The 25,118-nt window shown below is 72.8% G+C and carries 32 protein-coding genes; 16 read left to right on the forward strand and 16 right to left on the reverse strand.

Annotation, left to right across the window (positions count from 1 at the left end):
* The 7 genes from AB0M83_RS30760 to AB0M83_RS30790 all read left to right on the forward strand — a co-directional run.
* Positions 1-810, forward strand: an 810-nt coding sequence (locus tag AB0M83_RS30760; protein WP_364522098.1) for an HNH endonuclease, incomplete at its 5' end; no start/stop codon positions are given.
* 574 nt (positions 811-1,384) lie between these two features.
* The gene (locus AB0M83_RS30765) at positions 1,385-1,753 is read left to right on the forward strand and encodes a roadblock/LC7 domain-containing protein (protein ID WP_086674354.1); all 369 of its coding nucleotides are present in this window, start codon (positions 1,385-1,387) and stop codon (positions 1,751-1,753) included.
* A 34-nt stretch (positions 1,754-1,787) separates the two neighbouring features.
* Positions 1,788-2,153, forward strand: a complete 366-nt coding sequence (locus AB0M83_RS30770; protein ID WP_284741636.1) for a hypothetical protein — start codon at positions 1,788-1,790, stop codon at positions 2,151-2,153.
* 19 nt (positions 2,154-2,172) lie between these two features.
* Positions 2,173-2,841, forward strand: a complete 669-nt coding sequence (locus AB0M83_RS30775) for a hypothetical protein (protein WP_364522100.1) — start codon at positions 2,173-2,175, stop codon at positions 2,839-2,841.
* A 183-nt stretch (positions 2,842-3,024) separates the two neighbouring features.
* On the forward strand, positions 3,025-3,528 hold the full coding sequence (locus AB0M83_RS30780; RefSeq protein WP_364522102.1) for a DinB family protein: 504 nt from the start codon (positions 3,025-3,027) through the stop codon (positions 3,526-3,528).
* 15 nt (positions 3,529-3,543) lie between these two features.
* Positions 3,544-4,011 (forward strand): DUF664 domain-containing protein, encoded by a 468-nt coding sequence (locus AB0M83_RS30785; RefSeq protein ID WP_364522104.1) that lies wholly within the window; start codon positions 3,544-3,546, stop codon positions 4,009-4,011.
* Between the two features lie 158 nt (positions 4,012-4,169).
* Complete coding sequence (locus AB0M83_RS30790; RefSeq protein WP_364522106.1) at positions 4,170-5,138, forward strand: sensor histidine kinase; 969 nt, start codon at positions 4,170-4,172, stop codon at positions 5,136-5,138.
* A gap of 9 nt (positions 5,139-5,147) precedes the next feature.
* Here AB0M83_RS30790 and AB0M83_RS30795 read toward each other — a convergent pair whose 3' ends face one another.
* The 3 genes from AB0M83_RS30795 to AB0M83_RS30805 all read right to left on the reverse strand — a co-directional run bounded on the left by AB0M83_RS30795 (position 5,148) and on the right by AB0M83_RS30805 (position 7,459).
* Entirely contained in the window at positions 5,148-5,840 is a 693-nt protein-coding gene (locus AB0M83_RS30795; RefSeq protein WP_364522108.1) for a signal peptidase II, read from the reverse strand.
* Between the two features lie 144 nt (positions 5,841-5,984).
* Positions 5,985-6,935, reverse strand: a complete 951-nt coding sequence (locus AB0M83_RS30800) for a GNAT family N-acetyltransferase (RefSeq protein WP_364522110.1) — start codon at positions 6,933-6,935, stop codon at positions 5,985-5,987.
* Between the two features lie 56 nt (positions 6,936-6,991).
* Positions 6,992-7,459 carry a glycogen operon protein GlgX gene (locus AB0M83_RS30805; RefSeq protein WP_364522112.1) on the reverse strand — a complete coding sequence of 156 codons (468 nt, stop codon included), beginning with the start codon at positions 7,457-7,459 and terminating at the stop codon, positions 6,992-6,994.
* 92 nt (positions 7,460-7,551) lie between these two features.
* Between AB0M83_RS30805 and AB0M83_RS30810 the strand changes: the two genes are divergently transcribed.
* The gene (locus AB0M83_RS30810; RefSeq protein ID WP_364522114.1) at positions 7,552-8,271 is read left to right on the forward strand and encodes a TetR family transcriptional regulator; all 720 of its coding nucleotides are present in this window, start codon (positions 7,552-7,554) and stop codon (positions 8,269-8,271) included.
* 30 nt (positions 8,272-8,301) lie between these two features.
* Here AB0M83_RS30810 and AB0M83_RS30815 read toward each other — a convergent pair whose 3' ends face one another.
* A complete protein-coding gene (locus AB0M83_RS30815) occupies positions 8,302-8,982 on the reverse strand; it encodes a TetR/AcrR family transcriptional regulator C-terminal domain-containing protein (RefSeq protein ID WP_364522116.1) in 681 nt (226 codons plus the stop codon).
* A 69-nt stretch (positions 8,983-9,051) separates the two neighbouring features.
* Between AB0M83_RS30815 and AB0M83_RS30820 the strand changes: the two genes are divergently transcribed.
* The gene (locus AB0M83_RS30820) at positions 9,052-10,164 is read left to right on the forward strand and encodes an NAD(P)/FAD-dependent oxidoreductase (RefSeq protein ID WP_364522118.1); all 1,113 of its coding nucleotides are present in this window, start codon (positions 9,052-9,054) and stop codon (positions 10,162-10,164) included.
* Positions 10,165-10,189: 25 nt separating this feature from the next.
* Here the strand turns inward: AB0M83_RS30820 and AB0M83_RS30825 are convergent, their stop codons facing one another.
* From AB0M83_RS30825 to AB0M83_RS30835, 3 genes are all read right to left on the reverse strand, one after another.
* Positions 10,190-10,411, reverse strand: coding sequence for a hypothetical protein (locus tag AB0M83_RS30825; protein ID WP_364522120.1), 222 nt, complete (start codon positions 10,409-10,411; stop codon positions 10,190-10,192).
* Positions 10,412-10,479: 68 nt separating this feature from the next.
* The gene (locus AB0M83_RS30830; protein ID WP_364522122.1) at positions 10,480-10,791 is read right to left on the reverse strand and encodes a hypothetical protein; all 312 of its coding nucleotides are present in this window, start codon (positions 10,789-10,791) and stop codon (positions 10,480-10,482) included.
* Positions 10,792-10,801: 10 nt separating this feature from the next.
* Positions 10,802-11,227, reverse strand: coding sequence for a DUF6069 family protein (locus tag AB0M83_RS30835; protein WP_364522124.1), 426 nt, complete (start codon positions 11,225-11,227; stop codon positions 10,802-10,804).
* Between the two features lie 46 nt (positions 11,228-11,273).
* Here AB0M83_RS30835 and AB0M83_RS30840 point away from each other — a divergent pair, with 46 nt between their 5' ends.
* The 3 genes from AB0M83_RS30840 to AB0M83_RS30850 all read left to right on the forward strand — a co-directional run bounded on the left by AB0M83_RS30840 (position 11,274) and on the right by AB0M83_RS30850 (position 13,786).
* Positions 11,274-11,789: a MarR family transcriptional regulator gene (locus tag AB0M83_RS30840; protein WP_364522126.1), complete on the forward strand. Its 516-nt coding sequence runs from the start codon at positions 11,274-11,276 to the stop codon at positions 11,787-11,789.
* Between the two features lie 28 nt (positions 11,790-11,817).
* Complete coding sequence (locus AB0M83_RS30845; RefSeq protein ID WP_364522128.1) at positions 11,818-12,285, forward strand: MarR family winged helix-turn-helix transcriptional regulator; 468 nt, start codon at positions 11,818-11,820, stop codon at positions 12,283-12,285.
* Positions 12,286-12,451: 166 nt separating this feature from the next.
* Positions 12,452-13,786 carry an alpha/beta hydrolase gene (locus AB0M83_RS30850; RefSeq protein ID WP_364522130.1) on the forward strand — a complete coding sequence of 445 codons (1,335 nt, stop codon included), beginning with the start codon at positions 12,452-12,454 and terminating at the stop codon, positions 13,784-13,786.
* A gap of 15 nt (positions 13,787-13,801) precedes the next feature.
* Here the strand turns inward: AB0M83_RS30850 and AB0M83_RS30855 are convergent, their stop codons facing one another.
* Positions 13,802-14,569 carry an SDR family oxidoreductase gene (locus AB0M83_RS30855; RefSeq protein ID WP_364522132.1) on the reverse strand — a complete coding sequence of 256 codons (768 nt, stop codon included), beginning with the start codon at positions 14,567-14,569 and terminating at the stop codon, positions 13,802-13,804.
* Entirely contained in the window at positions 14,566-15,141 is a 576-nt protein-coding gene (locus AB0M83_RS30860) for a helix-turn-helix domain-containing protein (RefSeq protein WP_364522134.1), read from the reverse strand. Before AB0M83_RS30860 ends, AB0M83_RS30855 begins: the two co-directional genes overlap by 4 nt.
* 123 nt (positions 15,142-15,264) lie before the next feature.
* Between AB0M83_RS30860 and AB0M83_RS30865 the strand changes: the two genes are divergently transcribed.
* Positions 15,265-16,149 carry an SDR family oxidoreductase gene (locus tag AB0M83_RS30865; protein WP_364522136.1) on the forward strand — a complete coding sequence of 295 codons (885 nt, stop codon included), beginning with the start codon at positions 15,265-15,267 and terminating at the stop codon, positions 16,147-16,149.
* On the opposite strand, the gene AB0M83_RS30870 is transcribed toward AB0M83_RS30865, so the two are convergent.
* The 3 genes from AB0M83_RS30870 to AB0M83_RS30880 all read right to left on the reverse strand — a co-directional run bounded on the left by AB0M83_RS30870 (position 16,146) and on the right by AB0M83_RS30880 (position 18,038).
* On the reverse strand, positions 16,146-16,877 hold the full coding sequence (locus AB0M83_RS30870; RefSeq protein WP_364522138.1) for a cupin domain-containing protein: 732 nt from the start codon (positions 16,875-16,877) through the stop codon (positions 16,146-16,148). The two genes, AB0M83_RS30865 and AB0M83_RS30870, sit on opposite strands and share 4 nt — an antisense overlap.
* A gap of 10 nt (positions 16,878-16,887) precedes the next feature.
* On the reverse strand, positions 16,888-17,451 hold the full coding sequence (locus AB0M83_RS30875) for a TetR/AcrR family transcriptional regulator (protein WP_364522140.1): 564 nt from the start codon (positions 17,449-17,451) through the stop codon (positions 16,888-16,890).
* Positions 17,452-17,519: 68 nt separating this feature from the next.
* The gene (locus AB0M83_RS30880) at positions 17,520-18,038 is read right to left on the reverse strand and encodes a helix-turn-helix domain-containing protein (protein ID WP_364522142.1); all 519 of its coding nucleotides are present in this window, start codon (positions 18,036-18,038) and stop codon (positions 17,520-17,522) included.
* 93 nt (positions 18,039-18,131) lie between these two features.
* On the opposite strand from AB0M83_RS30880, the gene AB0M83_RS30885 reads away from it, so the two are divergent.
* On the forward strand, positions 18,132-19,505 hold the full coding sequence (locus AB0M83_RS30885) for an MFS transporter (RefSeq protein ID WP_364522144.1): 1,374 nt from the start codon (positions 18,132-18,134) through the stop codon (positions 19,503-19,505).
* On the opposite strand, the gene AB0M83_RS30890 is transcribed toward AB0M83_RS30885, so the two are convergent.
* The 3 genes from AB0M83_RS30890 to AB0M83_RS30900 are packed head-to-tail and all read right to left on the reverse strand — an operon-like array spanning position 19,502 to position 22,198.
* On the reverse strand, positions 19,502-20,134 hold the full coding sequence (locus AB0M83_RS30890) for an NAD(P)-binding domain-containing protein (RefSeq protein WP_364522146.1): 633 nt from the start codon (positions 20,132-20,134) through the stop codon (positions 19,502-19,504). The two genes, AB0M83_RS30885 and AB0M83_RS30890, sit on opposite strands and share 4 nt — an antisense overlap.
* Positions 20,131-21,168, reverse strand: coding sequence for an LLM class flavin-dependent oxidoreductase (locus AB0M83_RS30895; RefSeq protein ID WP_364522148.1), 1,038 nt, complete (start codon positions 21,166-21,168; stop codon positions 20,131-20,133). The genes AB0M83_RS30890 and AB0M83_RS30895 overlap by 4 nt, the downstream gene beginning before the upstream one ends.
* Complete coding sequence (locus tag AB0M83_RS30900) at positions 21,161-22,198, reverse strand: LLM class flavin-dependent oxidoreductase (RefSeq protein WP_364522150.1); 1,038 nt, start codon at positions 22,196-22,198, stop codon at positions 21,161-21,163. Before AB0M83_RS30900 ends, AB0M83_RS30895 begins: the two co-directional genes overlap by 8 nt.
* Positions 22,199-22,264: 66 nt before the next feature.
* On the opposite strand from AB0M83_RS30900, the gene AB0M83_RS30905 reads away from it, so the two are divergent.
* Positions 22,265-22,729: a MarR family transcriptional regulator gene (locus AB0M83_RS30905; protein ID WP_364522152.1), complete on the forward strand. Its 465-nt coding sequence runs from the start codon at positions 22,265-22,267 to the stop codon at positions 22,727-22,729.
* 12 nt (positions 22,730-22,741) lie between these two features.
* Here the strand turns inward: AB0M83_RS30905 and AB0M83_RS30910 are convergent, their stop codons facing one another.
* Entirely contained in the window at positions 22,742-23,566 is an 825-nt protein-coding gene (locus tag AB0M83_RS30910) for a MurR/RpiR family transcriptional regulator (RefSeq protein ID WP_364522154.1), read from the reverse strand.
* 76 nt (positions 23,567-23,642) lie between these two features.
* Here AB0M83_RS30910 and AB0M83_RS30915 point away from each other — a divergent pair, with 76 nt between their 5' ends.
* Entirely contained in the window at positions 23,643-25,085 is a 1,443-nt protein-coding gene (locus AB0M83_RS30915; RefSeq protein WP_364522156.1) for an aromatic amino acid ammonia-lyase, read from the forward strand.
* Positions 25,086-25,118: the final 33 nt, after the last annotated feature.

Consider the following 25,118-nt stretch of genomic DNA (forward strand, 5'->3'; position numbering starts at 1 on the left):
ACCACCTCCGCTGTCGGTGCGGTGGCCTTCGGCGACACCGCAACCACCTCCGCTGTCGGTGCGGTGGCCTTCGGCGACACCGCAACCACCTCCGCTGTCGGTGCGGTGGCCTTCGGCGACACCGCAACCACCTCCGCTGCCGCTCCGGCGGCCTTCGGCAACACCGGCACCGCTTCCAAGGCCGCTGCCGGTCGAGCCGTTCTTGGCAACACCGACACCCCGGCACAGGCCGATGCTGGTCTGGCCACTTCCAGCGATACCAGCACCATTCCCAAGACCGCCACCGGCCCAGCTATCTTCGGCGATACCGGCGCCACGCCCACACCCGCTACCGGTCTGGCCGCCCTCGGCACCATGCCCGAGCCCGGCGTCGGCCGGGCCCTCCTCGGCGACCTTGGCACCATTTCCGCCGCCGAAGCCCGCATCCACGCCTGCGACTGCAAGCTCATCCCCGTAGTCCTCGGCACCGAGAGCGAACCCCTCGACCTTGGCCGTCACCACCGCCTTGTCTCTACCTCGCTCCGCCGCGCGCTGTACCTGCGCGACCGCGGCTGCGCCTTCCCGGGCTGTCATCGCCCACCCCGTCACTGTCAAGGTCACCACGTCCGCCACTGGGCTGATGGCGGGCCGACCGAACTGGGCAACCTGGTCCTGCTGTGCGCTCACCACCACCGGTTGCTGCACCGCTCGGGTTGGCAAGTCCGCATCGCCGCCGACGGTCTACCGGAGTTCCTGCCACCGGTGTTCCTGGACAAGCGCCGAAAACCCCGGCGCAACAACCTCCACCAACCACTGCCATTCGCGGCGTAAGCAAACGGGGTAGGCCCGCAGCCAACCGGCTACGGGCCTACACCCACGCCCGAAGCAGGAAAGCCAGTGACCGGAACTCCGGCCAAGCCGTACAGGTTGCCAAAGCCGGACAGCGAGCACTCCGACCAAACCGCGCCAGCTCGCCCGCCTCCGGCCCGCCGACCCCGACCCCTCTTTAGGCGCCACCGGCTCCAAAAGGCGGCCGCCTGCACGCGGAGTTGGACCCCGGTCACCAAGCGACATGACGGCATCGGCAAACGGGCGAAAGTGAACTGCTGATTACCCAGAGATGCAACCGTGATCGGCCACCACGATCGCATAAGCGCATTTCAAACGCCCGTCGAAAATTCGAAACAACAACGCTGGCCGTAACGTGATCAATGGACAGAAGGCTCACTGGTGAATTAATTACGGTTACAGCAACCACTCCCGCTTCACCCGATCGTGTAAAGGCCCGAAGCGAGTAACCATCACGGATAGGCGGGAAGTGATGATGACGGTAGGGTCCCCGCGGCAGGGCAACCCGAACGGATGATCAGCTCTTCGGCTGCCGGTTTATGAAGGAAAGAGAGAATTGGACTTCGACGCACTGGCCGCCGAGCTGCGAAATCTGCGGGACAGCGTGGCGGGGGTGACCGGGACCGTGCTCGCCGCGGTCGATGGGATACCGATCATCGCCGACGCGGACGACTACATCGATCCGGCGAAGATCTCCGCGCTCGCCGCGGCTGATCTCGGGATCGCTCGCCAGGCCGCGGAAATGACCGGCAAAGGCACGCTCAGCCAGACCGTCGTCTTCGGGAGCGATGGCTACATGGCCGTCTACGCCGTGGGCCGACTGGCGTTGATGGTCGTCCTGGGGGACAAGGGCCTGAACGTCGGGCGCCTCCTCTTCGAGTCCCGGCCCGTCATCGAGCGGATCGGCACGATTCTGGCCGCGTAGCAAGGCAGTTCAACGGAAAGGTTGCAGGATGATGATGAACATCGACACCGCACTCAAGGAAGCCATGTCCATCGCCGGCGCCGTCGGGGTCGCGCTGGTCGACTACGAAAGCGGGATGTCGCTCGGCACCAGCGGTGGTGGCGAGTGGCTCGATCTGGAGGTCGCCGCCGCCGGCAATACCGAGGTCGTGCGGGCGAAGCTGCGGGTGATGTCCTCGCTCGCGCTCAACGACACCATCGAGGACATCCTGATCACGTTGCACCGCCAGTACCACCTGATCCGCTTGATCAACACCTCGCGGAACTCGCTGTTCCTGTACCTGGTGCTGGACCGGGAGCGGGCGAACCTCGCGCTGGCCCGCCACTACCTCAAGCGCATCGAATCCGACCTGCAGGTGTAGCTCGGGGGAGGAGAGGGGGATGACCGGAGGCGGCTCCCGCGCCGCACTCGTCATCGGCACGGCGTTGATGCACGACCTCGGTTCGTTGTTCCCGGTCGCGATGAACCTCGCCGGCGACGAGCTGGCGTTCACCTTCGTGTCGTCCTGCCCTTCGCCCGACGCCGTCGAGGAGTGGGTGCGGCTGCGGTCGGGTGCCGTCGTGGCCGACCGGGTGCTCCGCTTCTCCGTCGACGCGGACGGCAGGCGGATCCGCGTCGAGCTCGCCGGGACGCCGGTCCGGGCGCTCGTCGTGCTCGCGGCCGACGTCACGGCGGCGGCGGTGAACGCCCCGCGCCTCGGCCGCTGGCAGGACCAGATGCCCTGCACCCTGCAGGTCGCGCTGGACGAGCTGGCCCGCGTCCTGTCGCGCTGCCACCACCGCGCGGGCGGCGCCGAGCCGCTGATCGACCTGGACCTCGCGTACCGGCCGGACCCCGACTACGAGATCCGGCTGGCCGGGGCGCACGAGCGGGTGCGCCCCTTCATCGCACCGGTCCGCCCGGTGCTCGCGATGCGCTGGCGGTCGACGACGTCGGCGCAGCGCAAGGCGATCCTCGACGAGCTCCCGGACGGTGCGCCCGCCCGCGGCTGGCTCCGCCGCCGGCGCACCGTCCGGATCATGGGACTGGAGATGGAAATCTCGTCCTGACCGGCCGGTCCGCCGCCGCGGGCGCGTTCTGGCCGGGGTGCGACGGCGGACCGGAGATGCGCGCCCGCGTCGGCGATCTGTTCGCGGAGATCCAGCGGCGAGCGCGGCCGTTGTGCGGGGGCGGCGACCAGCCCGGTGGGCGCTTCTCAAGCCGCTCCACAGCCAGGCCGTAAGGTGCTCGTCGTGACGACGCCTCCCGATCCACCGCTCGCTCCGGACGAGCAGGTCGCCGCCGGCGGCGAACGCGAGGTGCTGGAGACGTTTCTGGACCTGTACCGGGGCATCGTCGTCCGGAAGGTGTCGGGCCTGTCGGCGGAAGCGGCGCGGCGCCGGCTGGTGCCGTCGGCCACGACGCTCGCCGGGCTCGTGCGGCACCTGGCGTCGGTCGAGCGGGAGTGGTTCGCCGGCGTCCTGGACGGGCGGCCGGCGGACATGGCCGACGACGGCTGGAGCGTCGACGACGTGACCGACGTCGAGACCCTCGTCCAGGACTACGAACTCGCCTGTGCGGAATCCCGGCGGGTGGCCGCGCGGTTCGCGCTCGACGACACCGTGCCGATGCCCCGGCTCGGCCGGGTTTCGCTGCGGTGGATCTACGTGCACCTGATCGAGGAGACCGCGCGGCACGCCGGGCACGCGGATATCCTCCGCGAGCAGCTCGACGGCGCCACCGGCTTCGACGGGTGACCAGGGGGAGTGCGGATGAAGATCAGTGACGACGACTACCTGTGGTTCGCCGGCCGGGCGCTGGACGGGATGGCGGCGATCCTCGCGGAGCTGGGCGACGAGCGGGCCAACCGGCGGCCGCCGCTGCCCGGGGCGAACACGCCCTTCGCGATCGTCACGCACTGCCTCGGCGTCCTCGAGTTCTGGGCCGGGTCGCTGGTCGCCGGCCGCGCGGTGGAGCGGGACCGGGACGCGGAGTTCACCGCGTCGGGCCCGGTGCATCCGTTGATCGAGCGGGTCGCCGCCGCCAAGGAACAGCTGCGTGCCGACCTGGCGGCGGCCGAGTCCGCCGCACCGCTGCGCGCGCCGGCGTCCGCCGGCTACGCGGACACCCCGGCGGGCCGCTCGCAAGGGGGCGCGCTGCAGCACGTGTACGAAGAGCTGGCGCAGCACCACGGTCACCTCGAACTGACTCGCGACATCCTGCTGCAGGAGAGCCGGTAGACCGGCCCGCCGTGACCCCCGTCTCGTCGGGGTCCACGCGGCCGCCGGCCGGCGGCGTATTCTCGGACCGTGCAGATGCCGACACAGCGCGACAACGAGCCTCCGCCGGTTCGTGGTCACGGGTGCCGGGGCCACCGGCCGGCCGGGGAGCGCGGGTTGTGACCGCCGGGCCGGATACCGCCCGCCGGGGCCACGACCACGCCGCCGTCAGCTACGGCTCCGACGCCGAACTGCTCGCCGTCACCGTCCCGTTCCTCGAAGCCGGCCTGGCCGCGGGCGAGCCGACCGTCGTGTCCCTGGGGCCCGATCGGGCCGAACTGGTGCGCCGGAACCTTTCCCCGTCGGCGAAGGTGCAGTACCTGCCGTTCGGCGATGTCTACGCCCGGCCCGCCGCCGCCATCAGGTCTTACCGCGAGCTGATGGCCGGGTTCGTCGCGGACGGGGCCGCCGGCATCCGCATCGTCGGCGAGCTCCCGCGCTTCGCGATCGACACGTCGTGGGACTGGTGGGCCCGGTACGAGGCCGCGGTCGACCACGCCTACGACGAGTTCCCGCTGCGCACCATCTGCGCGTACGACACGCGGACCACCCCGCGGCACGTGCTCGACGACGTCGCCCGCACGCACCGCTTCGTCGCCACGCCCGGCGGCGGGCGCCGCGGCAACACCGCCTTCGTCGAGCCGACGGCCTTCCTGGCCGGTTCGCGGCCGATGACGCCGCACCCGATCCAGCACACCGCGCCGCTCGCCGAACTCACCGACCCGCAGCCGTCGGCGGCGCGGCGGGCGGTGCTCGACGTCATCAAGACCGACCTGCCCGCCGCCGAGATCGACGACCTCGTGCTGGCGGTCAGCGAGCTCGTCGACAACGCGTTGCGCCACGGCCGGCCACCGGTCGAGCTGAAGGTCTGGGCGGACGCCGACCACGTGGTCGTGACCGTGCACGACACCGGCGAAGGACCCGGCGACCCGTACGCCGGCCTGCTCCCCGCCACCCGCCGGATCGGCGGCCGCGGGCTGTGGATCGCGCACCAGATCTGCAGCGAGGTCACCCTCCACCGCGACGAGACGGGCTTCACCGCCCGGCTCACCGCGGGAAACGCCTGGCGCCGCCGCGCGACGGACTGAACCCGGGTCTCACCGGGTCGCGGAGGTCCGGTGGGCGCGCGGGGGATGCGTCGCCCCGCCGTAGTGGGTGGCCCCGAGCGTCACGGCGGCGACGAGCGCGACGGCTCCGGTGGCGGTCAGGATGCGCGCCGGGGTCCGGAGCCGCAGCGGGGTACGGGGGATGTCGGCGCCGGTGTGGGACAGCTTCGCCGTGGCCCACCGGTGGCCCTGGGCGAGGGCGAACACCAAGGTCGCCCCGATGATGAAGAAGTCCGCGACGTTGAAGGTGTACCGGCCGACCGGGACGAAGTCGATGGCGCCGCGGACGCTGCCCGGCGCGGTGAGGTGGTGCAGCCCGAGGCGGTCGAGGAGGTTGCTGGTCCAGCCGCCGATCGCGAGCGCGGCCGGAGCCCGCAGGAGCACCGGATGCCCACGGCGCAGGAGGAGCAGCACGGCGGCCGTCAGCGTCGCGCTCCCGGCGAGGTCGAGCACCGCCCCCGTCACCGGACCGGCGTACCAGGCGCCGACGACCGGCCCGACCAGCGGGTTTCCGCCGAAGTTGATGTGCGCTCGGGGCACTTCGCGCCAGGCCCACGCTTTGGTCACCTGGTCCGCGACGATGACCAGGACCATGGCGAACGCCGTCCACGGTGGCCGGGAGACCGTCGCCCCGATGTTCGTCGCTTCGAGCCGGGTCGTCCCGGCGGTGCCTTCACGAGTCATCGCTTCCTCACAGCCCAGGCCGGGCGACCACGGCCCATGGCTCGACCGGGCGGCGGGGGCTGCGTGGAATCGCGGGGTTGGGGAATACCCCACCGGCGAAGCCGTCAAACGCCGCCCGCGGAAGCGCTTATGTCCACTGTGGACTCAGCGGTCGGCGGTCTTGATCAACGGCGTGTCCCGGGAAAGCTCCCGGAAGCCGACGCCGAAGTACAGCCCGCGGGCGCGGGGGTGGCCCGGCGCGCCGAGGCAGGCGACCGTCGCGTGCCGTGCACCCGCCGCGCGGGCCCGGTGCATCCCGTGCAGCATCAGCGCCCGGCCCAGCCCGCGGCGCCGGTGCTCCGGGTGCGTCCCGACGGGCTCGAACTCGACGGTCTTGTTCACTTCGTCGAGCCACAGGATCGCCGAGGCTGCCATCGTCCCGTCCGGTGCCTCCACCAGCACGTGCAGGTCGCCGCGATAGGCCGGGGTCCGCCGGACTCCCTCGTAGCCGGCGACCGTGTACGCCGTGGGAGCCCACGCGGCCACGTGCGCCTGGACCGCGGCCTCGGGCCCGGCTTCGTCGGCGGTGCGGAAGCGGAATCCCTTCGGCAGCACCGGTTCTTCGATCTCGTCGAGGTCGCGTTCGTTGAGCTGGGTCCACGACCCCTGGTCGCCGAGGGCGCCCGGGTCGGTCTCGTAGCCGTGCGCCGCCCAGCGATCGAGCGCGAACTCGTCGGCCGCGCCCGGCAGCACCGAGCGCTCGACGTCCCCCGCCGTCGCGTCGAACCAGGTGATCACGTCGTCGATCAGGTCCGCGTGCTCCGGGTGGACCTGGTGCACCAGGGACGCGCCGGTGACGTCCTTCACCGACCCGTCGGTGCGCCGCACCCGGCGCGGGAGCTGGGCCCAGCCCCACGCCACCAGTTCGCCGCCGGAAAACCACAGTCGCCGCGGCCAGCTCGCGTTGTGCTCGGCGTGCCCGCGGCCCCAGTTCCAGGCCAGCTCGCCGTACGACGCGTCGCCGTTCACCAGGTCGAGCCGGGTGGCGGTGATGCGCTGCGCCAGGCCCTGCATGAGCCCGACGTCCTCGGCGGTCAGCAGCTCGACGTTCCCCATGGTCCGCCACTGTGGCAGGACCCCGCGAAGCCGTCGAACCGTTTTCGGCGGCCCGGCTACCGGCGTTCGGGGATGCCCGCGAGGACCGCGCCCAGGCTGGGCAGCCACCGCTGGTGGGGATCGGGAGCCGAGAGCCACTCCGTCGCCACGTCCACCCGGTGCGCGCCGACCGGCAGGGGCAGCAGCGTTCCCCACGCGAGGACCTCCACGGTGGGGGGCAGCGCCGAGCGCGGTGGGATCAGGCCGTCGGTCTCCGCGAGGAGGGCCACCCGGGGGCCCTGCTGGGTGGGGAGGTGCATGGCCGGGCCCTGGCAGCCGGTCGCCGCCAGGCGGGCCAGGACCGGGCCGGCGCTGAGCTTGGGCAGCGTCACCGCGCAGATCCCGTTCTCCAGCGCCAGGAACGGGTGGACGCCACGCCACCGCACCGGCCAGCCGAACAGGCGGCCGTAGTAGGCGTCGACCCGGTCGCCCGCCGGGTCGCGGGGCGCGGCGGTGCTCGTCGGCACCTGCTGGTCGAGCGACATCGTCGACGCCTTTCCACGAGGTGGGTGGGACAGCGACCGCCAGCCTAACGGCACTCAGTGCCGCTAGCAAGTGCGGCTGCTACCGTCCGGCCATGACGGAATCGCCGCGCCGCGCGCCGGCCACCCGGGTCGGGGCGACCCCCGCGGGCCGCCGGCAGCTGCGCCGCGCGCTCGCTTCGGCGGCCGTGGACCTGTTCGCGGCCAACGGCTACGAGGCCACCACGGTGGACGACATCGCGGCCGCCGCCGGCGTCGGGCGCCGCACGTTCTTCCGGTACTTCGACGCCAAGGACGACGTGCTCTTCGCCAACCACGACGAGATCGTGGCGGAGATGGAGGAGGAGTTCGCCGCCGCCGGCCCGGGCCGCGACCCGGTCGAAGTGGCGTGCGCCGCGGTCGGCCTGGTGCTCGACTCCTACGCCGCCGACCTGGACGTGTCGCTCAAGCGCTTCGCCCTCACCCGCACGGTCCCTTCGTTGCGGGACAAGGAGGTCGCGACTGTCGACCGCTACCAGCGGGTGCTCGCGCGCTACCTGCAGGCGCGCTACGAGGAGCAGGGCGACGAGACCGCGAGCCTGCGCGCGGCCGTCGCCGCCGCGGCGATCGCGGCGGCCAACAACCACGTCCTCCGGCGCTGGCTGCGCGCCGGCGGCACCGGGGACATCAAGGCCACCGCGGCCGAGGCGTTCGCGCTGGTCATCGACGCGTTCCGGACTCCGGCCGGCGATGAGGCCACGGTAGTGGCGGTGCTGACCACGGCGACACCGCTGCACGAGGTCGTCGCCCGGGTCGGCGAAGTCCTGCGCGGCTGACCGCCGTTGGCACTGAGTGCCACCCGAGTTTCAGTCCGCTTCGCCGGGCCGGTGGACGGCCGTGATGCCGGCGAGGATGAGGTCGACCCCGGCGAGGAACTGCTCGCGGTCGTCGTGCCCGCGCAGCTCGGCCGCCACCGAGCGGGTGAACGGGTACTCCTCGGGGTCCAGTTCCTCCCAGGCGCTCGCGACCGTGTCGAGGAACTCGGTGCGGTTCGCGGGGACCACCGGGAGCCGGGCGTTCGCCGCGTTCTGCCCGGCCGCGCCGAGGATGTAGCTGACGAGGGCCGACGTCGTCGTGAAGCGGTGGCCCTCCGGTACGCCCAGTGCGTGGACCGGTCGGCCGACGGCTTCGAAGATCCGCGGGGTCACCGACCCGCGCGAAAGCTGCAGCGCCAGTTGCGTGGCGAGCCAGGGGTGCCGGTCGATCGCGTCGAACAGCCCGAGCGCGACCGCGCGGACCTCGTCGCGCGGGGAACCGGGGGAGCCGGCCTTCAGCGCGGTGGCCAGGACGCCGTCGGTGGCGGCGTCGAGGAGCTCGCCCTTGTTCGCGACGTGCCAGTAGATCGCCCCCGCGCCCGTGGCGAGGCGTTCGGTCAGCGTCCGGAACGTCAGCCCGTTCTCGCCGTTCGCGTCCAGCAGTTCGACCGCCGCCTCGACGATGCGTTCGCGGCTGAGGGCTTCGGTGCGGCGGTGGGTGCGGGGTGGCATGCCCCATCTTGACATGTCTGGAACGCTGTTCCACTATGGAATGACGTTCCAGAACCCGAAGGAGTCATCATGAACGTCACGATCATCGGCGCCGGCCTCGGTGGCCTCGTCCTCGCTCGCGTCCTGCACGTCCACGGCGTCCCGGTCACGGTGTACGAGGCCGAAGCGTCCCCGGCCGCCCGCACGCAGGGCGGCCTGCTCGACATCCACACCCGCACCGGCCAGGCCGCCCTCGAGGCGGCCGGCCTGACGGACGGGTTCCGGGCGCTCGTCCTGGAGGGGCACCAGGCCACCCGGATCCTCGACCGCGACGGCTCGGTCCTGTACGACGAGCCCGACGACGGCACCGGAGGGCGGCCCGAAGTGCCCCGTGGCGAGCTGCGGCAGCTGCTGCTCGACTCGCTCCCGGAGGGCACCGTCCACTGGGGACACAAGGTCACCGCGGTCCGCGCGCTGGGCGCCGGCCGCCACGAGGTGACCTTCGCCGGCGGCGCCACCGCCACCACCAGCCTGCTGGTCGGGGCGGACGGCGCCTGGTCGAAGGTCCGGCCGCTGCTCTCCGAGGCCGTCCCCGAGTACATCGGCCGCTCGTACGTCGAGACGTTCCTGTACGACGGCGACACCCGGCACCCGGCCGCCGCGAAGGCGGTCGGCGGCGGCGCCCTGCTGGCGCTCGCCCCGGGCAAGGGGATCCAGGCCCACCGCGAAAAGGGCGGCACCCTGCACACCTACGTCGCGCTGACCGAGCCGGTGGAGTGGTTCGGCGACTTCACCGACGCGGCCGCCGCGATCGAGCGGACCGCGCGGGAGTTCGAGGGCTGGGCCCCGGAACTCACGGCGCTGATCACCGACGGCGACACCCCACCGGTGCTCCGCCCGCTCCACACCCTGCCGGTCGGCCACCGGTGGGACCGGGTCCCGGGCGTGACGCTCGTCGGCGACGCCGCCCACCTGGCGGCCCCGAACGGTGAAGGCGCGAACCTGGCCATGCTCGACGGCGCCGAACTCGGCCGGGCACTCGCCTCCGCCGCGCACGACGACGTCGAGGCCGCCTTGGCCGGGTTCGAGCGGGCGATGTTCGCCCGGGGCGCCGAGGCGGCCGCCGACGGAAACGAGCTCCACGAGCTGCTCTTCGGCGACGACGCACCGCACGGCCTGCTCGCGATGTTCCAGGAGCAGTGACCCGCGCGGCCCTGGCCCGATCGGTTCACAGCCGTTCGCGGCCGGCGTGGAAGAACGCCGTGATTTCTCCGTCGAGATCGCGCAAGGGGCGGGCGGCCCCGAACGGTGCGTTCCAGAACTCGCCCTCCCGCGGCTCGAACGGGCCGACGTAGGCGTAGGGCTCGCCCAGGTAGCCGTCGCCGGGGGAGACGCCGTAGTTGACCTCGTCGAGGGTGATCGCGACGTCGAAGTGCTCGGGCCACAGCACCGGCGTGACGTCGGGGGCGAACTCGCGCAGCGCCCGGTCTCCGTCGGCGAAGGCCGCGAGCAGGCCGTTCAGCGCGTCCGCGGCGAACGTGATCGTCTCCTCGGGCCGGACACCGGGACCGCCGGAGTAGACGCCGGCGGGCTCGCCCGCCTCGACTCCGGCTCCGCCGCCACTTCGGCGTAGGTGCGCCCGGCCAGCGGCAGCCGGGCGGAGTCCGTCCGGAGCGCGTCCCCTTCGACGCGCAACGCGGGACTGGCGACGGTCGCGAACCCGCCCGCCACCACCTCGAGCTCGATACGCCCGGTCGCGCGGTGCTGCGGGCCCGCCAGCAGCAGCTCCGCGACGCCGTGCAGTGACCGTCTCGTCGGTTCCCAGTCCATTCCCGAGACGCTACCGGGCGACGGGCCCCGCAGCCGCGGTCACCACGGCCGGGTCGCGCAGGGTCGGGCGCAGCGCGAGGACCACCGCCGTCGTGACCACTAGGTGCATCAGCATCAGCCCGGCGACGTTGGCGGCGGTCGCGCCCGCGTTCAGCAGCAGCAGGTCCGGGACCCAGGTCAGGACGAGGACCGCGGGCACGACCACGCGCAGCGCCTTCGGGGCCCGGCGGGCGATCAGGAGCCAGCCCGCGGTGCCGAGGAGGAACCCGAGCACGGTCGCCGGCAGGTAGGAGGCGGCGTTGAGGCCCATGCCGATCCCGCCGTCGTCGAGCGAGGACGCCGTGAGCGCGATGACGGCGTTCACGGCGGCGGCCGCCACGACGGCGACCCCCAGGCGAAGGGCCGTGGCGGACGTCCGGGTGGCGGTGGTGGTCATCGCTGCTCCTTGGGTTGCGTGTTAAACCCAACGTAGATTGGGTTGCGTGTTAAAGTCAAGCGTGGGCGAACGGGAAGAGGAGCCGGTCCGCTGGCTCGGCGAAGACGAGCGGCGCGTGTGGATCAACCTGGCGAAGATCCTGCTCACGCTGCCGGGAACGCTGGAAAGCCAGCTGCTGCGGGACGCCGACCTGACCTTGCTGGGATACATGATCCTGGCCCGGTTGTCCGTGGTGCCGGGGGAAAGCCTGCGGATGAGCGAGATCGCGGAGATGGCCAACGGATCGCTGCCGCGGATCTCGCACGCGGTGGCCCGGCTCGAGGATCGCGGCTGGGTGACCCGGAAGGTCTGTACCGGCCAGGGGCGCCGCTTCACGACCGCGACCCTCACCGACGCCGGCCGCGCGCACCTGGCCGCGGCGGCGCCCGCACACGTCGCGAACGTGCGGCGCCTGGTGATCGATCCGCTGGGCGAGGACTTCGTGGGACTGGGGAGTGCTGTGGACCGGATCGTCGAGAACCTCGGGCTGCCCACCGAGGTCCTCAAGGAGCCGGAACCCTGACCGGCGGCCCGTCCGGGCGTCGGTCACCATGGACCCCGTGTCCCAGCCTGTTCCCGCCGCCGGCGCCGCCGGGCCCGGCCTGCTGTACCTCGTGAAGCAGCTGGAGCTCGCCGTGCGGGCGCGGCTGGACGACGTGCTGCGCCCGGTTGCGCTCACGCCGTTGCAGTACACCGCGCTCACCGTGCTGGAGCGGCGGTCCGGGCTCACCACCGCCGAGCTCGCGCGCAACTCGTTCGTCACCGACCAGGCCATGGCCGACATGGTGGTCGCGCTCGAACGGCGGGGCTGCATCGCGCGGGACGGCGATCCCCGGGACCGGCGGCGGCGCGTGATCAGCCTGACCGAAGCCGGCGCGGAGATCCTCGACCGCGTCCGCGACGACGTCGTCGCGCTCGAACAGCGGATGGTCGCCGCGCTGAACCCGCGGGACGCGGCCAGGTTCCGCGCATACGTCGTCGCTTGCCACGCGGCGCTTTCGGATCGTCCGTCGCACTGACGTCCCGGCGAAACAGTGCCGATCGTTTACTAATCCGACCACAGTTACGGCCGAATGACTTTCGTAGCTACGGTTACCTGCCACTCGGGGGGCCGGCCTACTTTTGCCCGGATTAGTAAAGGCAGGAAACCTGTACATCGTCACGCCGGCGTGCCACCCTGCTCGCATGAGCACGCGCAGGTGGTACCGCCGCGTCCTGGCCCTCATCGGCACCGTTCTCGTGACCGGCGGCCTCTCTTCGGGAGTCGCGGCCGGAGCGACGAGCGGGCACCACACCGGTCAGCTGCCCGACGGCGCCACCTGGGTGGCGGACGTCCCGGCCGCCTGGAACGGCACGACCATCCTGTACAGCCACGGTTTCGGGCCGCTCGCCGCGCAGAACGCGCCGGACGACGAGACGCGCCAGGCGTTGCTGGCCGGCGGGTACGCGCTGGTCGGCTCGTCCTACAGCGGCCCGTCGTGGTGGGCGCTCGCCTCCGCCGTCGACGACCAGTTCGGCGCGCTGGCGGCAGCCGGCCGGCTGACCGGGCCCCCGCGCCGCACCATCGCGTGGGGCACGTCGATGGGCGGGCTGGTCAGCGCCCGCGAAGCCGAAGCCGGCGGCCACCGGCTCGACGGCGTGCTGAGCACCTGCGGACTCGTCGCCGGCGGCCTGAACCTGAACAACTACCAGCTGGACGGCGAATACGCGCTCGCCCACCTCCTCGCGCCCACGCAGGAGATCAAGCTCGTCCGGTTCGCGAGCCCGGACGAAGCGAGCGCGTCGGCCGCCGCGTTGACGAAGATCGCCACCGACGCGCAGAGCACGCCCGAAGGACGGGCGCGCATCGCGCTCGCCGCGGCGCTGATGAACGAGCCCGGCTGGTTCACCGGCCCGACGCCGCCGAGCGACTACGCGGACCAGGAAGTCCAGCAGCAGCAAGAACTCGCGCAGTTCGTGCTCGGGTTCGTCGTCACCGGCCGGTACCAGATCGAGCTGGCGGCGGGCGGCAACAGCGCGTTCACCGCGGGCGTCGACTACCGCGCGCTGCTGGCCGGCAGCAGCCACTTCCGCCAGGTCCGGTCGCTGTACCGGACGGCCGGGCTCGACCTGGACGCCGACCTCGCGACGCTGTCCCGCGACGCCGACATCCGGCCGGACCCGCAGGCCGTGCGCACCCTCGCGCGGACGTCGACGGTGACCGGGCGGCTGCGCGTGCCGACGCTCGACATCCACACCACGGCCGACCAGCTCGTCCCGGTGGAGCAGGAAGACTGGTACGGCAAGGAAGTGCACCGGGCGGGCGGCGGCGCGCTGCTGCGCCAGGCTTACGTCGGCGCGACCGGGCACTGTGCCTTCCGGCCGTCCGAGACGATCGCGGCGCTGCACGCGCTGGAGTCCCGGATCGAGACCGGGCGGTGGGGTGACGTCGCGCAGCCGTGGCGCCTCAACGAAGCCGCCGGCGGCACCGGCCGCTACGTGCGGTTCGACCCGCCGCCGCTGACCGGCGCCCGCCGGTAGCGCGGCACCGTCCGGTCAGCGCAGGTACGAGGCCCCGTTGACGTCGAGGATCGCGCCGGAACTCCACGTCGCTTCCGGGGAGGCGAGGTGGACGATCGCCGCGGCGACGTCCTCGGCCGTGCCCACCCGCCCGAACGGGCTCTGGTCCCGCAGCGCCTCGCCGCCCGGGCCGGCGAGCTTGGACTCCTGGCGCTCGGTCGCGACGAACCCCGGCGCCACCGACGTCACCGAAATCCCGTGGGGTGCCAAGGCGATCGCCATCGACTGGCCGAACGCGTGCAGGGCCGCCTTGCTCGCGCCGTACGCCGGGTGCTCGGGCTCGCCGCGGAACGCGCCGCGTGAGCCAACGTTGACGACGCTGCCCGGCCGGCCCTGCTCGATCAGGTGCCGGGCGACGGCCCAGGTGACGTTCGCGGCGCCGAGGAGGTTGACGTCGACCGTGCGCCGCCACGCCGCCACCCACTGGTCGTAACCGACCTCGGCGACGGCGTGCCGGGTCTGTTCCGTCGGGGCCTGGGCGGCGTTGTTGACCAGGACGTCGACGCGGCCGAGCGCCGCGACCGCCTCGTCGGCGACCCGGCGTGCCGCGGCCGGATCGCCCAGGTCGCCGGCGATGGCCGTGTGCCCGGAGCCCGTCAGTTCGCGCAGCGTCGTCTCCGCGTCGTCGCGCCGGGTGGCGTAGTGGACCGCCACGCGGTAGCCGCGCGCCGCGAAGGCCACGGCGGTGGCCCGGCCGATGCCGCGCGAGCCGCCGGTGATCAGCACGCCCTTCCGCTCGGTCATCGTTCGGCTCCCGGGGTGGCGGACAGGGCTCGCAGGTTGTCGAAAGCCTGCGACAGATGGAAGTCCAGGCTCTGCGACGGGTCGTCGATCCAGGCCTGGGCCGCGTGGTGGAAGGTCGCCCAGCCGGTCTGCGCGGCCAGGCTCGCCGGCCCGGCGGGGACGCCACGCCGGCGCAACGCCTCCGCCAAGGCGTCGGTGAGGGACGCGTGCTTGGCCAGTTCGCGTTCGCGCAGCGCCGGAGTCGCGGCGATGATCGCCAGCCGGGGCTCTGAGAACGGGCGGTTGGCTTCGAGGATTCCCGCGGCTTTCCGGAACGCGCGCAACAGGATCTCGAACGGCGTCAGGTCGCCGGGCGCTTCGGCCACTACCTGGGTCATCGTGTCGCGCAGTTCGGCTTCGCCGTCGAAGAGCACTTCGCGCTTGTCCGGGAAGTGCCGGAAGTACGTGCGCTCGTTGAGGCCCGCCCGCGCGGCGATCTCCGCCGTGGTGGTCCGGTCGAACCCGTGTTCCCCGTACAGGTCGAGAGCCGCCTGCTGAAGGCGGCGGCGCGCTTCCGCTCCGCTTCGTGGCACGAGCCGAGGCTACCGCATTCCGCCAGTGACTGGCGTCACGTTGCGTCAGTCGCTGGCGCTACGCGTAGAGTCAGTGACTGGCGCTAAGTAGTGCCAGTCACTGGCGTTAAGGGGAGTGTTCGCATGCATGTCTTCGTCACCGGCGGTTCCGGCCAGACCGGTCCCACCGTCGTCGCCGAGCTCCTCGCGGCCGGCCACACCGTCACCGGCCTCGCACGGTCGGATGCTGCCGCCGCTCGGCTGGAGTCGTCGGGTGCCAGTGCGCTGCGCGGCTCTCTGGAAGATCCCGGCAGCTTGCGCGGCGGCGCCGAGGCGGCCGACGGCGTCCTGCACATGGCGTTCGGCGGCGACTTCGCCGACCCGGACGACCTGACCCGGCGCGACACGGCCGCGATCGAGGCGCTCGGCCGGGCGGCGGCGGGCAAGCGATTCGTCAGCACCTCGGGCACGCTGGTCCTGCCCGGCGGCCGGGAAAGCATCGAGCGGGACGAGCCCGACGCCCACGGCATCGCCGGCTTCCGCATCCCGGGTGAACGGGCGTGCCTGGACTTCGGCGGCACCGTGGTCCGGCTCGCGCCGACGGTCCACGGCCCGCGCGACCACGGGTTCGTCCCGATGCTCATCACCACGGCTCGCCGGACCGGGGTCTCGGCCTGCGTCGCCGACGGCGCCAACCGGTGGCCCGCGGTGCACCGTCGCGACGCGGCTGTCCTGTTCCGGCTGGCGCTGGAAGAGGCTCCCGCCGGGAGCGTGCTGCACGGGGTGGCGGAGAACGTGCCGTTCAAGAGCATCGCGGAGACGATCGGCCGCAAGCTCGGCGTGCCCACGGTTTCCCTGGCGCCGGAGGAGGCGGCTGCGCACTTCCCGAGCCCGTTCATGGCCCGGGTGTTCGGCTTCGACGGGCCGGTTTCCAGCGCGGGTACCCGGCGGCTGCTCGGCTGGGAGCCGACGCACCCGGGTCTGCTGGAAGACCTGGAGAACGGCGACTACTTCGCCGCGCCGGCCTAGCTGTCGAGCGGGTCGAGGCGCGGGGTTTCGCCCGGTCCGGCGGGGAAGTGGGCGATGAACGTGACGCCGTCCTCCTGGGCGTCGAAGCGGGCGATCCGCGCCGCTTCGGGCTCGTAGAACACATCGCCGGGCCGGAGCAGCGTCTCGGGTTCGCCCTCGATCTGGTAGATCGCCGAACCGGCCTCGATGCTGCCGAACACCGGTCCGTTGTGGACGTGCAGGCCGGTGCCGTGGCCGGGGGCGATGGTGATGCGGCGGATCTCGACGTGGTCGACCACGCGCGGTGCCGGGAGCTGTTGCTCCAGCACCAGGGTCCGGGTGACGGGCTCGGCGGGGACGGGCGCGGGCTCGGCACCGGCGACCGGCTCGCCGATCTCCGTCCCGGAGCCGTCGGCGGGGATCTCCTCGATCGCGAGGTGGGTCATCGCGCTGGTGTCGGTGGCGCCGTGCCAGTGCCACTCGCCGGCGGCGACGCGGACCGTGTCGCCGGGCCGGACCAGCTGGGCCGGGCCGCCGCGCCGCTGCACGTACCCGGTGCCTTCGGTGACGACGAGGACCTGGCCGAGCGGGTGCCGGTGCCAGCGCGTGCGGGCGCCCGGTGCGAACTGCACACGGTCGACGCGGGTGCGGGACGGGCCCTCGGGAACGGCGAGCGACGTGATCCACGCACTGCCCGAGATCACGTCGGCGGGCGCGGCGGTGGAAGGCGGAACGGGACGGACGTGCACGGCGGGCTCCTCAGCGAGCGTGGGTGGCGAGCAGGGCCAGGACGCCGGAAACGGCCTGGTCGAACGGTTCGGGCGAGTCGGCGGCGCGAGCCAGCACGTAACCGCCCTGCAGGACGGCGACGACGGTGGCGGCCAGCGCGGCGCTGTCCAGGCCGGCCGGCAGCTCGCCCGCGGCCCGGCCCTCGTCGAGGACTTCGGCCAGCCGGGCCCGCAGCCGCGTCAGCGTCTCGTCGACCGGCGCGCGCAGCTCCGGGTCCGCGACGATCTCGGGGTCCTGCGTGAGCCGTCCGATCGGACAGCCCTTGAGCACTTCGCGCTCACGACGCAGGTATGCGGTGATCCGCTCGACGGCGGTCCCGGGCGTGCGCAGCTGCGCCTCGGCGGCCGCCAGCAGCTCGTCCGCGCTGCGCCGCACGGCTTCCAGCGCCAGCTCCCGCTTGCCGGAGAAGTGGTGGTACATGCTGCCTTGCCCGGCGCCGGCGTGCTGCTGGATGGCCTTGGGGCTGGTGCCCACGTAGCCGCGTTCCCACAACAGCTCGCGGGTGCTGTCGATCAGCTGGTTCCTGGTGTCCACGCCGAGCACTGTACATACTAGTAGGTACAGAGACCAGGCCCCGCGGCCGGAGGCGGGTACTCAAGGGTTCAGTGCACGGGCTGGAGAAGGTGCCGCGGCCGCGCGAGGAGCGCGCTGACCTGGCCGTCTTCCGGGGACGGCGGAGCCAGCCCGGGGCCCGGCGTCATCACCGTCTCGGCGAGCGGCACCTCGGCGCCGCAGCGCAGGCAGGTGCCCGGCTGCGCCACTTCGCCCTCGCAGCCCGCGTGGACGAACACCCGCCGCCGGCCGCCCGGCGCGTAGTGCTCGTCGCCCCAGGCCGACAGGGCGCGGACGACCGGCCAGAGCCCGCGGCCCTTGGCCGTCAGTTCGTATTCGCTGCGCTTGCCGGGTCCCGGCACGCGCTCCAGCACGCCTTCGCCGATCAGGAACTCCAGGCGTTCGGTCAGGACCGCGCGTGGGATGCCCAGGTGCTCGACGAAGTCGCTGAAGCGGCGGACGCCGAAGACGGCGTCGCGGACGATCAGCAGCGTCCAGCGCTCCCCGACGATCTCCAGGGCGCGGACCATCGAGCAGGCCTGGTTCGTGTATTCGCGGGGGAGTCCCATGCATCCCAGGCTACCGCAAAGAGTTCGTTCATCGAACCAACCGTGCTAGCCTCCGGCGAAAGAGTTCAGTGACCGAACAAAACAGGAGTTCGCATGGCCAGCCGCCCCGGCGCCGTCCTCGTCGCCTCCAGCGGCGCGACCTTGCTCGCTCTGTTCGTCTTCACCGCGCCGCTCTCGATCGTCCCGGCCGTGGCCGGCGGTCTCGGGGCGGGCGCGGTCGCGACGTCGTGGATCCTCAGCTCGATGAGCCTGGGCCTGGCCGTCGCGCTGCTGCCGGCCGGCGCGGTCGGCGACGACTTCGGCCGGCGGCGCGTCTTCGTCGCCGGCGCCGTCGTGACGGCGGTGGGTTCCGTGCTGTGTGCAGTCGCGCCCGGGCCGCTGACTTTCATCGGCGGCCGGGTCGTCGAAGGCCTCGGCGCCGCCGCGTTGATCGCGTGCGGGCTCGCGGTGCTCGGGCCCGCGTTCCCGGACGCCGCCGGCCGCGCCCGCGCGACCGGCCTGTGGGGCGCTTGCCTCGGGGCGGGCATCGCGATCGGCCCCTTGGCCGGCGCGGCCCTCGACGACGACTGGCGCGTGCTCTACGTCGTGATCACGGCGCTGTCGCTCGGCGTCGCCGTGCTCGGCCGGATGCTGCTGGAGGAGTCCGTCTCGGCACGGGTGCGGACGGTCGACGTGCCCGGCGCGCTGTTGCTGGGCGGCGGGCTCGCGGCACTGCTGGCCGCGCTCACCGAAGGTCGGCAGGGCTGGACGAACCCGCTGGAGCTGGCGCTGATCGCCGCGGCGGTCGTACTGCTCACGGCGTTTTTCGCCCACCAGAACCGCTCCGGCGGCGGCATGCTCGACCTGACCCTCTTTCGCCGCCCCGCCCTCGTCTCGGCCACAGCGGGCGCGTTCGTGGCGGGCGCCGGGGTCACCGCCTTGATGGCGTTCCTCTGCACGATGCTCGAGAACGGCCTCGCGCTCGGCCCCCTGACGGCGGCGCTGGTGGTACTGGCCTGGTCGGCGACGAGCGTGGTTTCGGCCCTGCTGACGCGCCGGCTCCCGGCCGGTCTTTCCGGCGGTGCGCGGATGAGTGCCGGCCTGGTCGTGGTGGCCGCCGGTCTGCTCCCGCTCACATTCGTCACCCCGGGCTCCAGCCCGGCGTCCTTGCTGCCCGGCCTGCTGGTGGCGGGCCTCGGTACGGGTGTGGTGAACGCGTCCCTGGGGCGCGAGGCGGTGGCGAGCGTGCCGCCGCAGCGGGCCGGCATGGGCAGTGGCATCAACAACACGAGCCGGTACGTCGGCGCGGCGCTGGGCGTCACGGTGGTGAGCGTGCTGGCGGTCCGCGGAACGCCGACGCCGGTGACCCTGACCGCGGGCTGGAACACGGCGGTCCTCGTGGGCATCGCCGTTTCCCTGGCCGGTGCCGCCGCGATCGCGGCCCTGACCGTCCGGGCGCACCGCGCCACTGCGGCGGCGGCCGCCTAACCCGCCTGGACGACGAACCGATCGAGCATCGCGCGCAGTTCGCCGGCGCTGACGTTCGCGCCGAAGGCTTCGGCGCCCGGTTCCAGGCGGACGCCCTCGGCCAGCGGACCGGCGCGCAGCGGGTCGAAGCCGAACGCGTCGACCAGCTCCGCCACGCGTGTCACGTCGGCCGGGTCGTCGCCGGCGATCGCGATGGCCTTGCGGCCCAGGGTTCCCGCGGGCCGGGCTTCCTCTTCCAGGTCGTGGTAGCCCATGTGGTTGAACGCCTTCACGACGCGGGAGCCGTCCAAATAGGACTGGACGGTCTCGCTGGTCGCCGCGCGCAGGTCGTCGCGGATACCGTCGACCTCCCACCAGTAGTTCATCGCGTCGATGACGAGCTTGCCGGCCAGGGCCGCCGCCGGAACGGTGCGGTACTTGCCCAGGGGCAGCGCGAGAATCACGATGTCGGCCTTGGCCGCCGCCTCTTCCGCGGTCGTCGCGACCGCGCCGGGCGTGAGGACGTCGACGGTGAGCGCGATCTTCTCCGGCGCGCCCGAGCCGGCGACGAGCACGTCGTGCCCGGCGGCGAGGGCGAGCCGGGCCAGGACGGTGCCCACTTTGCCCGCGCCGAGGATGCCGATGATCATTTCGCTTCCGAGAGGATGTCACGCACCATCGGGATCACCTTGGTGCCGTAGAGTTCGACGGCGCGCAGGCGGGCGCTCGCCGGTTGCGATCCGGAGCTGTAGATCAGGTCGAAGCGGCCGACGCCCAGCTCCGTGACCGCGCCGGCGATCTTGCGGGCGACGGTCTCGGGCGAGCCGATGTACAGCGAACCGTGCTCGATCTCGTGGTCGTACTCCTCGCGCCGGATCGGCGCCCAGCCCCGCAGTGCCCCGATCCGGTCGCGGATCACGCGGTAGCGCGGCCAGAACACCTCACGCGCCTGCTCGTCGGTGTCGGCGACGAACCCGGGGGAGTGCATGCCGACCGGGTGGGCGGTGGTGCCGAACTGCGCGGCGGCCTTGCGGTACAGGTCGACGTAGGGCGCGAACCGGCCCGGGTGCCCGCCGATGATCGCCAGCATGAGCGGCAGCCCGTGGTGGGCGGTCCGGATCACCGACTGGGGCGAGCCGCCGACGCCGACCCACGTCGTCAGCCGGCCGGAGTCGGTCTTGGGGTAGACGTCGGCGTCCTCCAGCGGCGGCCGGAGCTTTCCCCGCCAGGTCACCGGTTTCTCGTCGAGCAGCCGCACGAACAGGTCGAGCTTCTCCTCGAACAGCGCGTCGTAGTCGCTCAGGTCGTAGCCGAACAGCGGGAACGACTCGGTGAACGAGCCCCGGCCGAGGATCACCTCGGCGCGCCCGTCCGAGAGGGCGTCGACCGTCGCGAAGCGCTGGAACACGCGGACCGGGTCGTCCGAGCTCAGCACCGTGACGCCGGAGGACAGCCGGATGCGGGACGTGCGGGTGGCGATGCCGGCCAGCACGGTCTCGGGCGTGGAGATCGAGTACTCGGGACGGTGGTGCTCGCCGAGGGCGATCACGTCGACGCCGGTTTCGTCGGCGAGGACGGCTTCGTCGACCACCTGCCGGATGGCGGCGGCGTGCGACAGCGGCCGGCCGGCGTCGTCCTCCGGGACGTCGCCGAACGTGTCGAGGCCGAACTGCAGGTCAGACATGGGACGGCTCCTTCGCGAGCAGCTCGCGCACCCGCGGCGCGACCTCGCGGCCGAGCAGCTCGATCGTCCGGGCGCGCGCGGCGCGCGGCAGGTGCATGATGTCGTATTTGAGGTCGAAGCGGCTCAGGCGCAGGTCCCGCGCCACGGTCGCGATCTTGCGGGCGACGGTCTCCGGAGAACCCACGAACAGGGCTCCGGTGTCCACTTCGGACAGATAACGCCGCCGGTCCGGTTCGTAGAAGCCGCGCTCGGCGGCCATCCGCGTCACGACCGGCTGCCAGTACCGCCACCACGTTTCGACGGCTTCTTCGTCGGTGTCGGCGATCAGGCCGAGGGAGTGCTGGCCGACCGGCCGCACCGGCTGCCCGAATTGGGCGAGCGCACGGTGGTAGAGCTCCACGTGGCCGGCGAAGCGCTGCGGGCGCCCGCCGATGATGGCCAGCATGAGCGGCAGGCCGTAGCGAGCGGCCCGCACGACGGAGTCCGGGCTGCCGCCGACCCCGATCCAGGTGGGGATCCCGCCCGGGCGCATCCGCGGGTGCAGCGTCTCCTCGGTCAACGGCGCTCGCACCGTTCCGGACCAGGTGACGCTCTCCTCGCGTTGCAGGCGCACGAAGAGGTCGAGCTTCTCCTCGAAGAGGTGCTCGTAGTCGGCGAGGTCGTAGCCGAACAGGGGGAACGACTCCGTTGCCGAAGCCCGGCCCAGGACCAGCTGGGCGCGTCCGTTCGAGACGGCGTCCAGCGTGGAGAACTCCTGGTAGAGCCGCACCGGGTCGTTCGTGCTCAGCACGGTGACGGACGTGCCGAGCTTGATGCGCTCGGTCGCCGTGGCGATCGCCGCCAGCAGCACGGGCGTCGCGCTGTCGGTGTGCCCCTCGCGGTAGTGCTCGCCGACGCTGAAGACGTCGAGCCCCGCCGACTCGGCCAGCCGCGCTTCCTCGACGAGCAGCCGGACGGTCTCCGCGTCGCCCATCGCGTGGCCGTCGTCCGTGGCGACTTCGCCGAACGAGTTCAGGCCCAGCTCGATCATGGTGGCTCCTTTGATTGACACGTCAATCATCCGCCGATATGATTGACGTGTCAACTAGGAGGCAGGGTGACCCGGACGACACGGCGGCGCGTGCTGCCGACCGCGGAGGAGCTGCGCATCTGGCGCGGCTTCATCGAGACTACCGAAGCCGTGCGCGCCGAGCTTGGCGCGCGGCTGCAGGCGGAGTGCGGGCTCTCGCCGGGGGACTACGCGGTGCTGCTCGCGCTCAGCGAGGCCGAGGGGCAGCGGCTGCGGTCGTCGCAGCTGGCCGACGACATCGGCTGGGAGCGCAGTCGCCTCTCGCACCACCTCGGCCGGATGGAGAAGCGCGGCCTGATCCGGCGCGAGGAGTGCCGGACGGACAACCGGGGAGCCGAGGTGGTGCTGACGACGGAGGGCGCCGCGGCCTTCCGGGGGGCAACGGTTCCCCATCTGACGGCGGTCCGCGAGCTGTTCGTGGACGCGCTGACCCCGGAGCAGGTCGCCGCGGCGGGGGAGATCGCGGCGGCGCTGCGGGCCAAGCTCGGCTGAGTCCCGACCCGCTCACTCGGGGAGGAAGAGGTCGTGCTCGGCGGCGTAGTCTTCGAAGCCTTCCAAGCGTTGCCGGGCCGTGGCGCCGGCCACGTCCGCCATCGCCTCGACCAGCGCCACGGTCAGCGAGGCGACCGCCGCGTGGGAGTCGAACACGAACTCCGACGCCACACCCGCGCTCAGCACGTCGCCGGCGAGCGGCGTGAGCGCCGTGACGGGCCGGTCCGTGATCAGCAGCGTGCGCAGGCCCAGGGCGCGGGCCTGGTCCAGGGCGGCGGCGCTTTCCCGCGGGTAGCGGGGGAGTGCGACCAGGACCAGTGTCCGCGCGCCGCACCGGTGGGCGTGGCGCAAAGAGTCGCCGAAGACGCTGCCGGAGTCGGTCAACAGCCGGACGTCCGGATGGATCTTCGCGGCCAGGTAAGCGAAAGAGGCGGCCTGGGCCGCCGAGACGCGGTAGCCCGCGACGACGAGCGGGACGGAGTCCATGAGCCTCGCCGCGATCGTCCGCAGCCGGGTGTCGTCGGCCAGCTGGGCCCGCAGTGCGCCGAGGTTGCGCAGGTCCGCGTCGATGGCGTGCTGGAACTTGTTGCCGCCGCCCGCCGGCTCGGGCTCGGCCGCGGCGTCCCGCAGGTAGCGGCGGAACCCGGCGTAGCCGTCGAACCCGAGCAGGGCGACGAACCGGGTGACCGAAGGCTGGCTGACCTGTGCGCAGTCGGCGAGCTCGGCGCTGGTGAGCGCCACGGCTTCGGCCGCGTGGTCGGCGAGGTAACCGGCGATGCGCCGCTGCGCCGGGGTAAGCCGGTGGGCGGTGAGCAGCTCGTGCAGCGACCGGGACACCAGGCCTCCGTCTTGTGTGAATGAGTAGTTTCATGTCACCTTAGAAATGAATGAAAACATGTCAAGCGAGGTGGCGATGACCCACACCAACCGCATCGAGATCAGCGGGACCGGGCTCCGCTGCGCCGACGTGGTGCGCGTGGCCCGGCGCAGCGCGTCGACGGAACTTGGCGCCGACGCGGTGAAGAGGGCTGAGTCGAGCTACCAGCTGGCCGTGGAGCTGGGCGCCAAGCGCGCCGTCTACGGCCGCACCACCGGCGTCGGCGCCAACCGGCACACCGTCGTCGACCCGGAGTCGGCCGACCACCACGGCTTGCGCCTGCTGCGCAGCCACGCGGGCGGGACCGGCGAGCCGCTGCCCGACGACGCCGTGCGCGCGGTGATGGCCATCCGCCTCAACCAGCTCGCCGCCGGCGGCAGCGGCGTGCACCCTCGGTTGCTGGAGGTGCTGCAGACGGCGTTGCGCGTCGGCGCGCTCCCACACGTCCACTCGCGCGGCGCGATCGGCACCGGCGACCTCGCCCAGCTCGCGGAGATCGCCTTGACCCTGGCGGGGGAGCTGCCGTGGGCGGCGGGCGACCTCGACCCGGTCGCGATCAGCCCGGGCGACGCGCTCGCGTTCATCTCCAGCAACGCCGCCACCCTCGGCGAGGCCGTGCTCGCCTGGCACGACCTGAGCCGGCTGCTCGCCGCGAGCCACGTCGTCACGGCGCTGACGTTCTGCGCGCTCGGCGGTTCGGCCGAGGCGTTCTCGGAGCGTGTCCACGCCGCGCGGCCGCACCCGGGTGCCGTCCGGTGCGCGGCGGAACTGCGGCGGCTGCTCACCGGCGTCGCGGAGGGGCGGCGACTGCAGGATCCCTTCGGGCTGCGCGCGTTCCCGCAGGTGCAGGGCCCGGCCCTGGACGCCGCGGCCGCCGTCGAACGCGTGCTGGCCATCGACATCAACGCCGCCGCGGAGAACCCGCTGATCGACGTCGAGACCGAGCAGGCCTACCACCACGGCCAGTTCTCGACGGCCTACGTGGCGTTGGCGTTCGACCAGCTGCGCGCGGCCCTGCACCACGTCGCGGAGCTGTCCACCGCGCGGCTGGGCGACCTCGTGGAGCCGGACCTGAGCGGGCTGCCGCCGTTCCTCGCCGAGGGACCGGCGGGCAGTTCGGGGATCATGATCCTCGAGTACGTCGCCCACGACGCGCTGGGCACACTGCGGCACGCGGCCTCGCCGGTCACGCTCGGCACGGCCGTGATCTCCCGCGGGCTGGAGGACCACGCGAGCTTCTCCACGCACGCGGTCCGCAGCACGGTCGCCGCCACCGCCGCGTACCGGACCGTGCTGGCGTGCGAGCTGCTCGGCGCGGTGCGCGCGCTGCGGCTGGCCGGCGCGCCGCTGCCGGACACGCCGCTGCGGGAAGCGTTCCGCCTCGCCGACGGCGGCCTCCCGCACCTCCCGGAGGACCACCCGCTCAGCGCGGAGATCAAGCAGGCCGAGCGGCTGCTGGACCGGCTCGCGGTGCTCTGACCGCTCGGGTGATGCCCCGGCGAACACGCGTGA

This window comes from Amycolatopsis sp. NPDC051106, from assembly GCF_040682775.1.
Taxonomy (GTDB): Bacteria; Actinomycetota; Actinomycetes; order Mycobacteriales; family Pseudonocardiaceae; genus Amycolatopsis.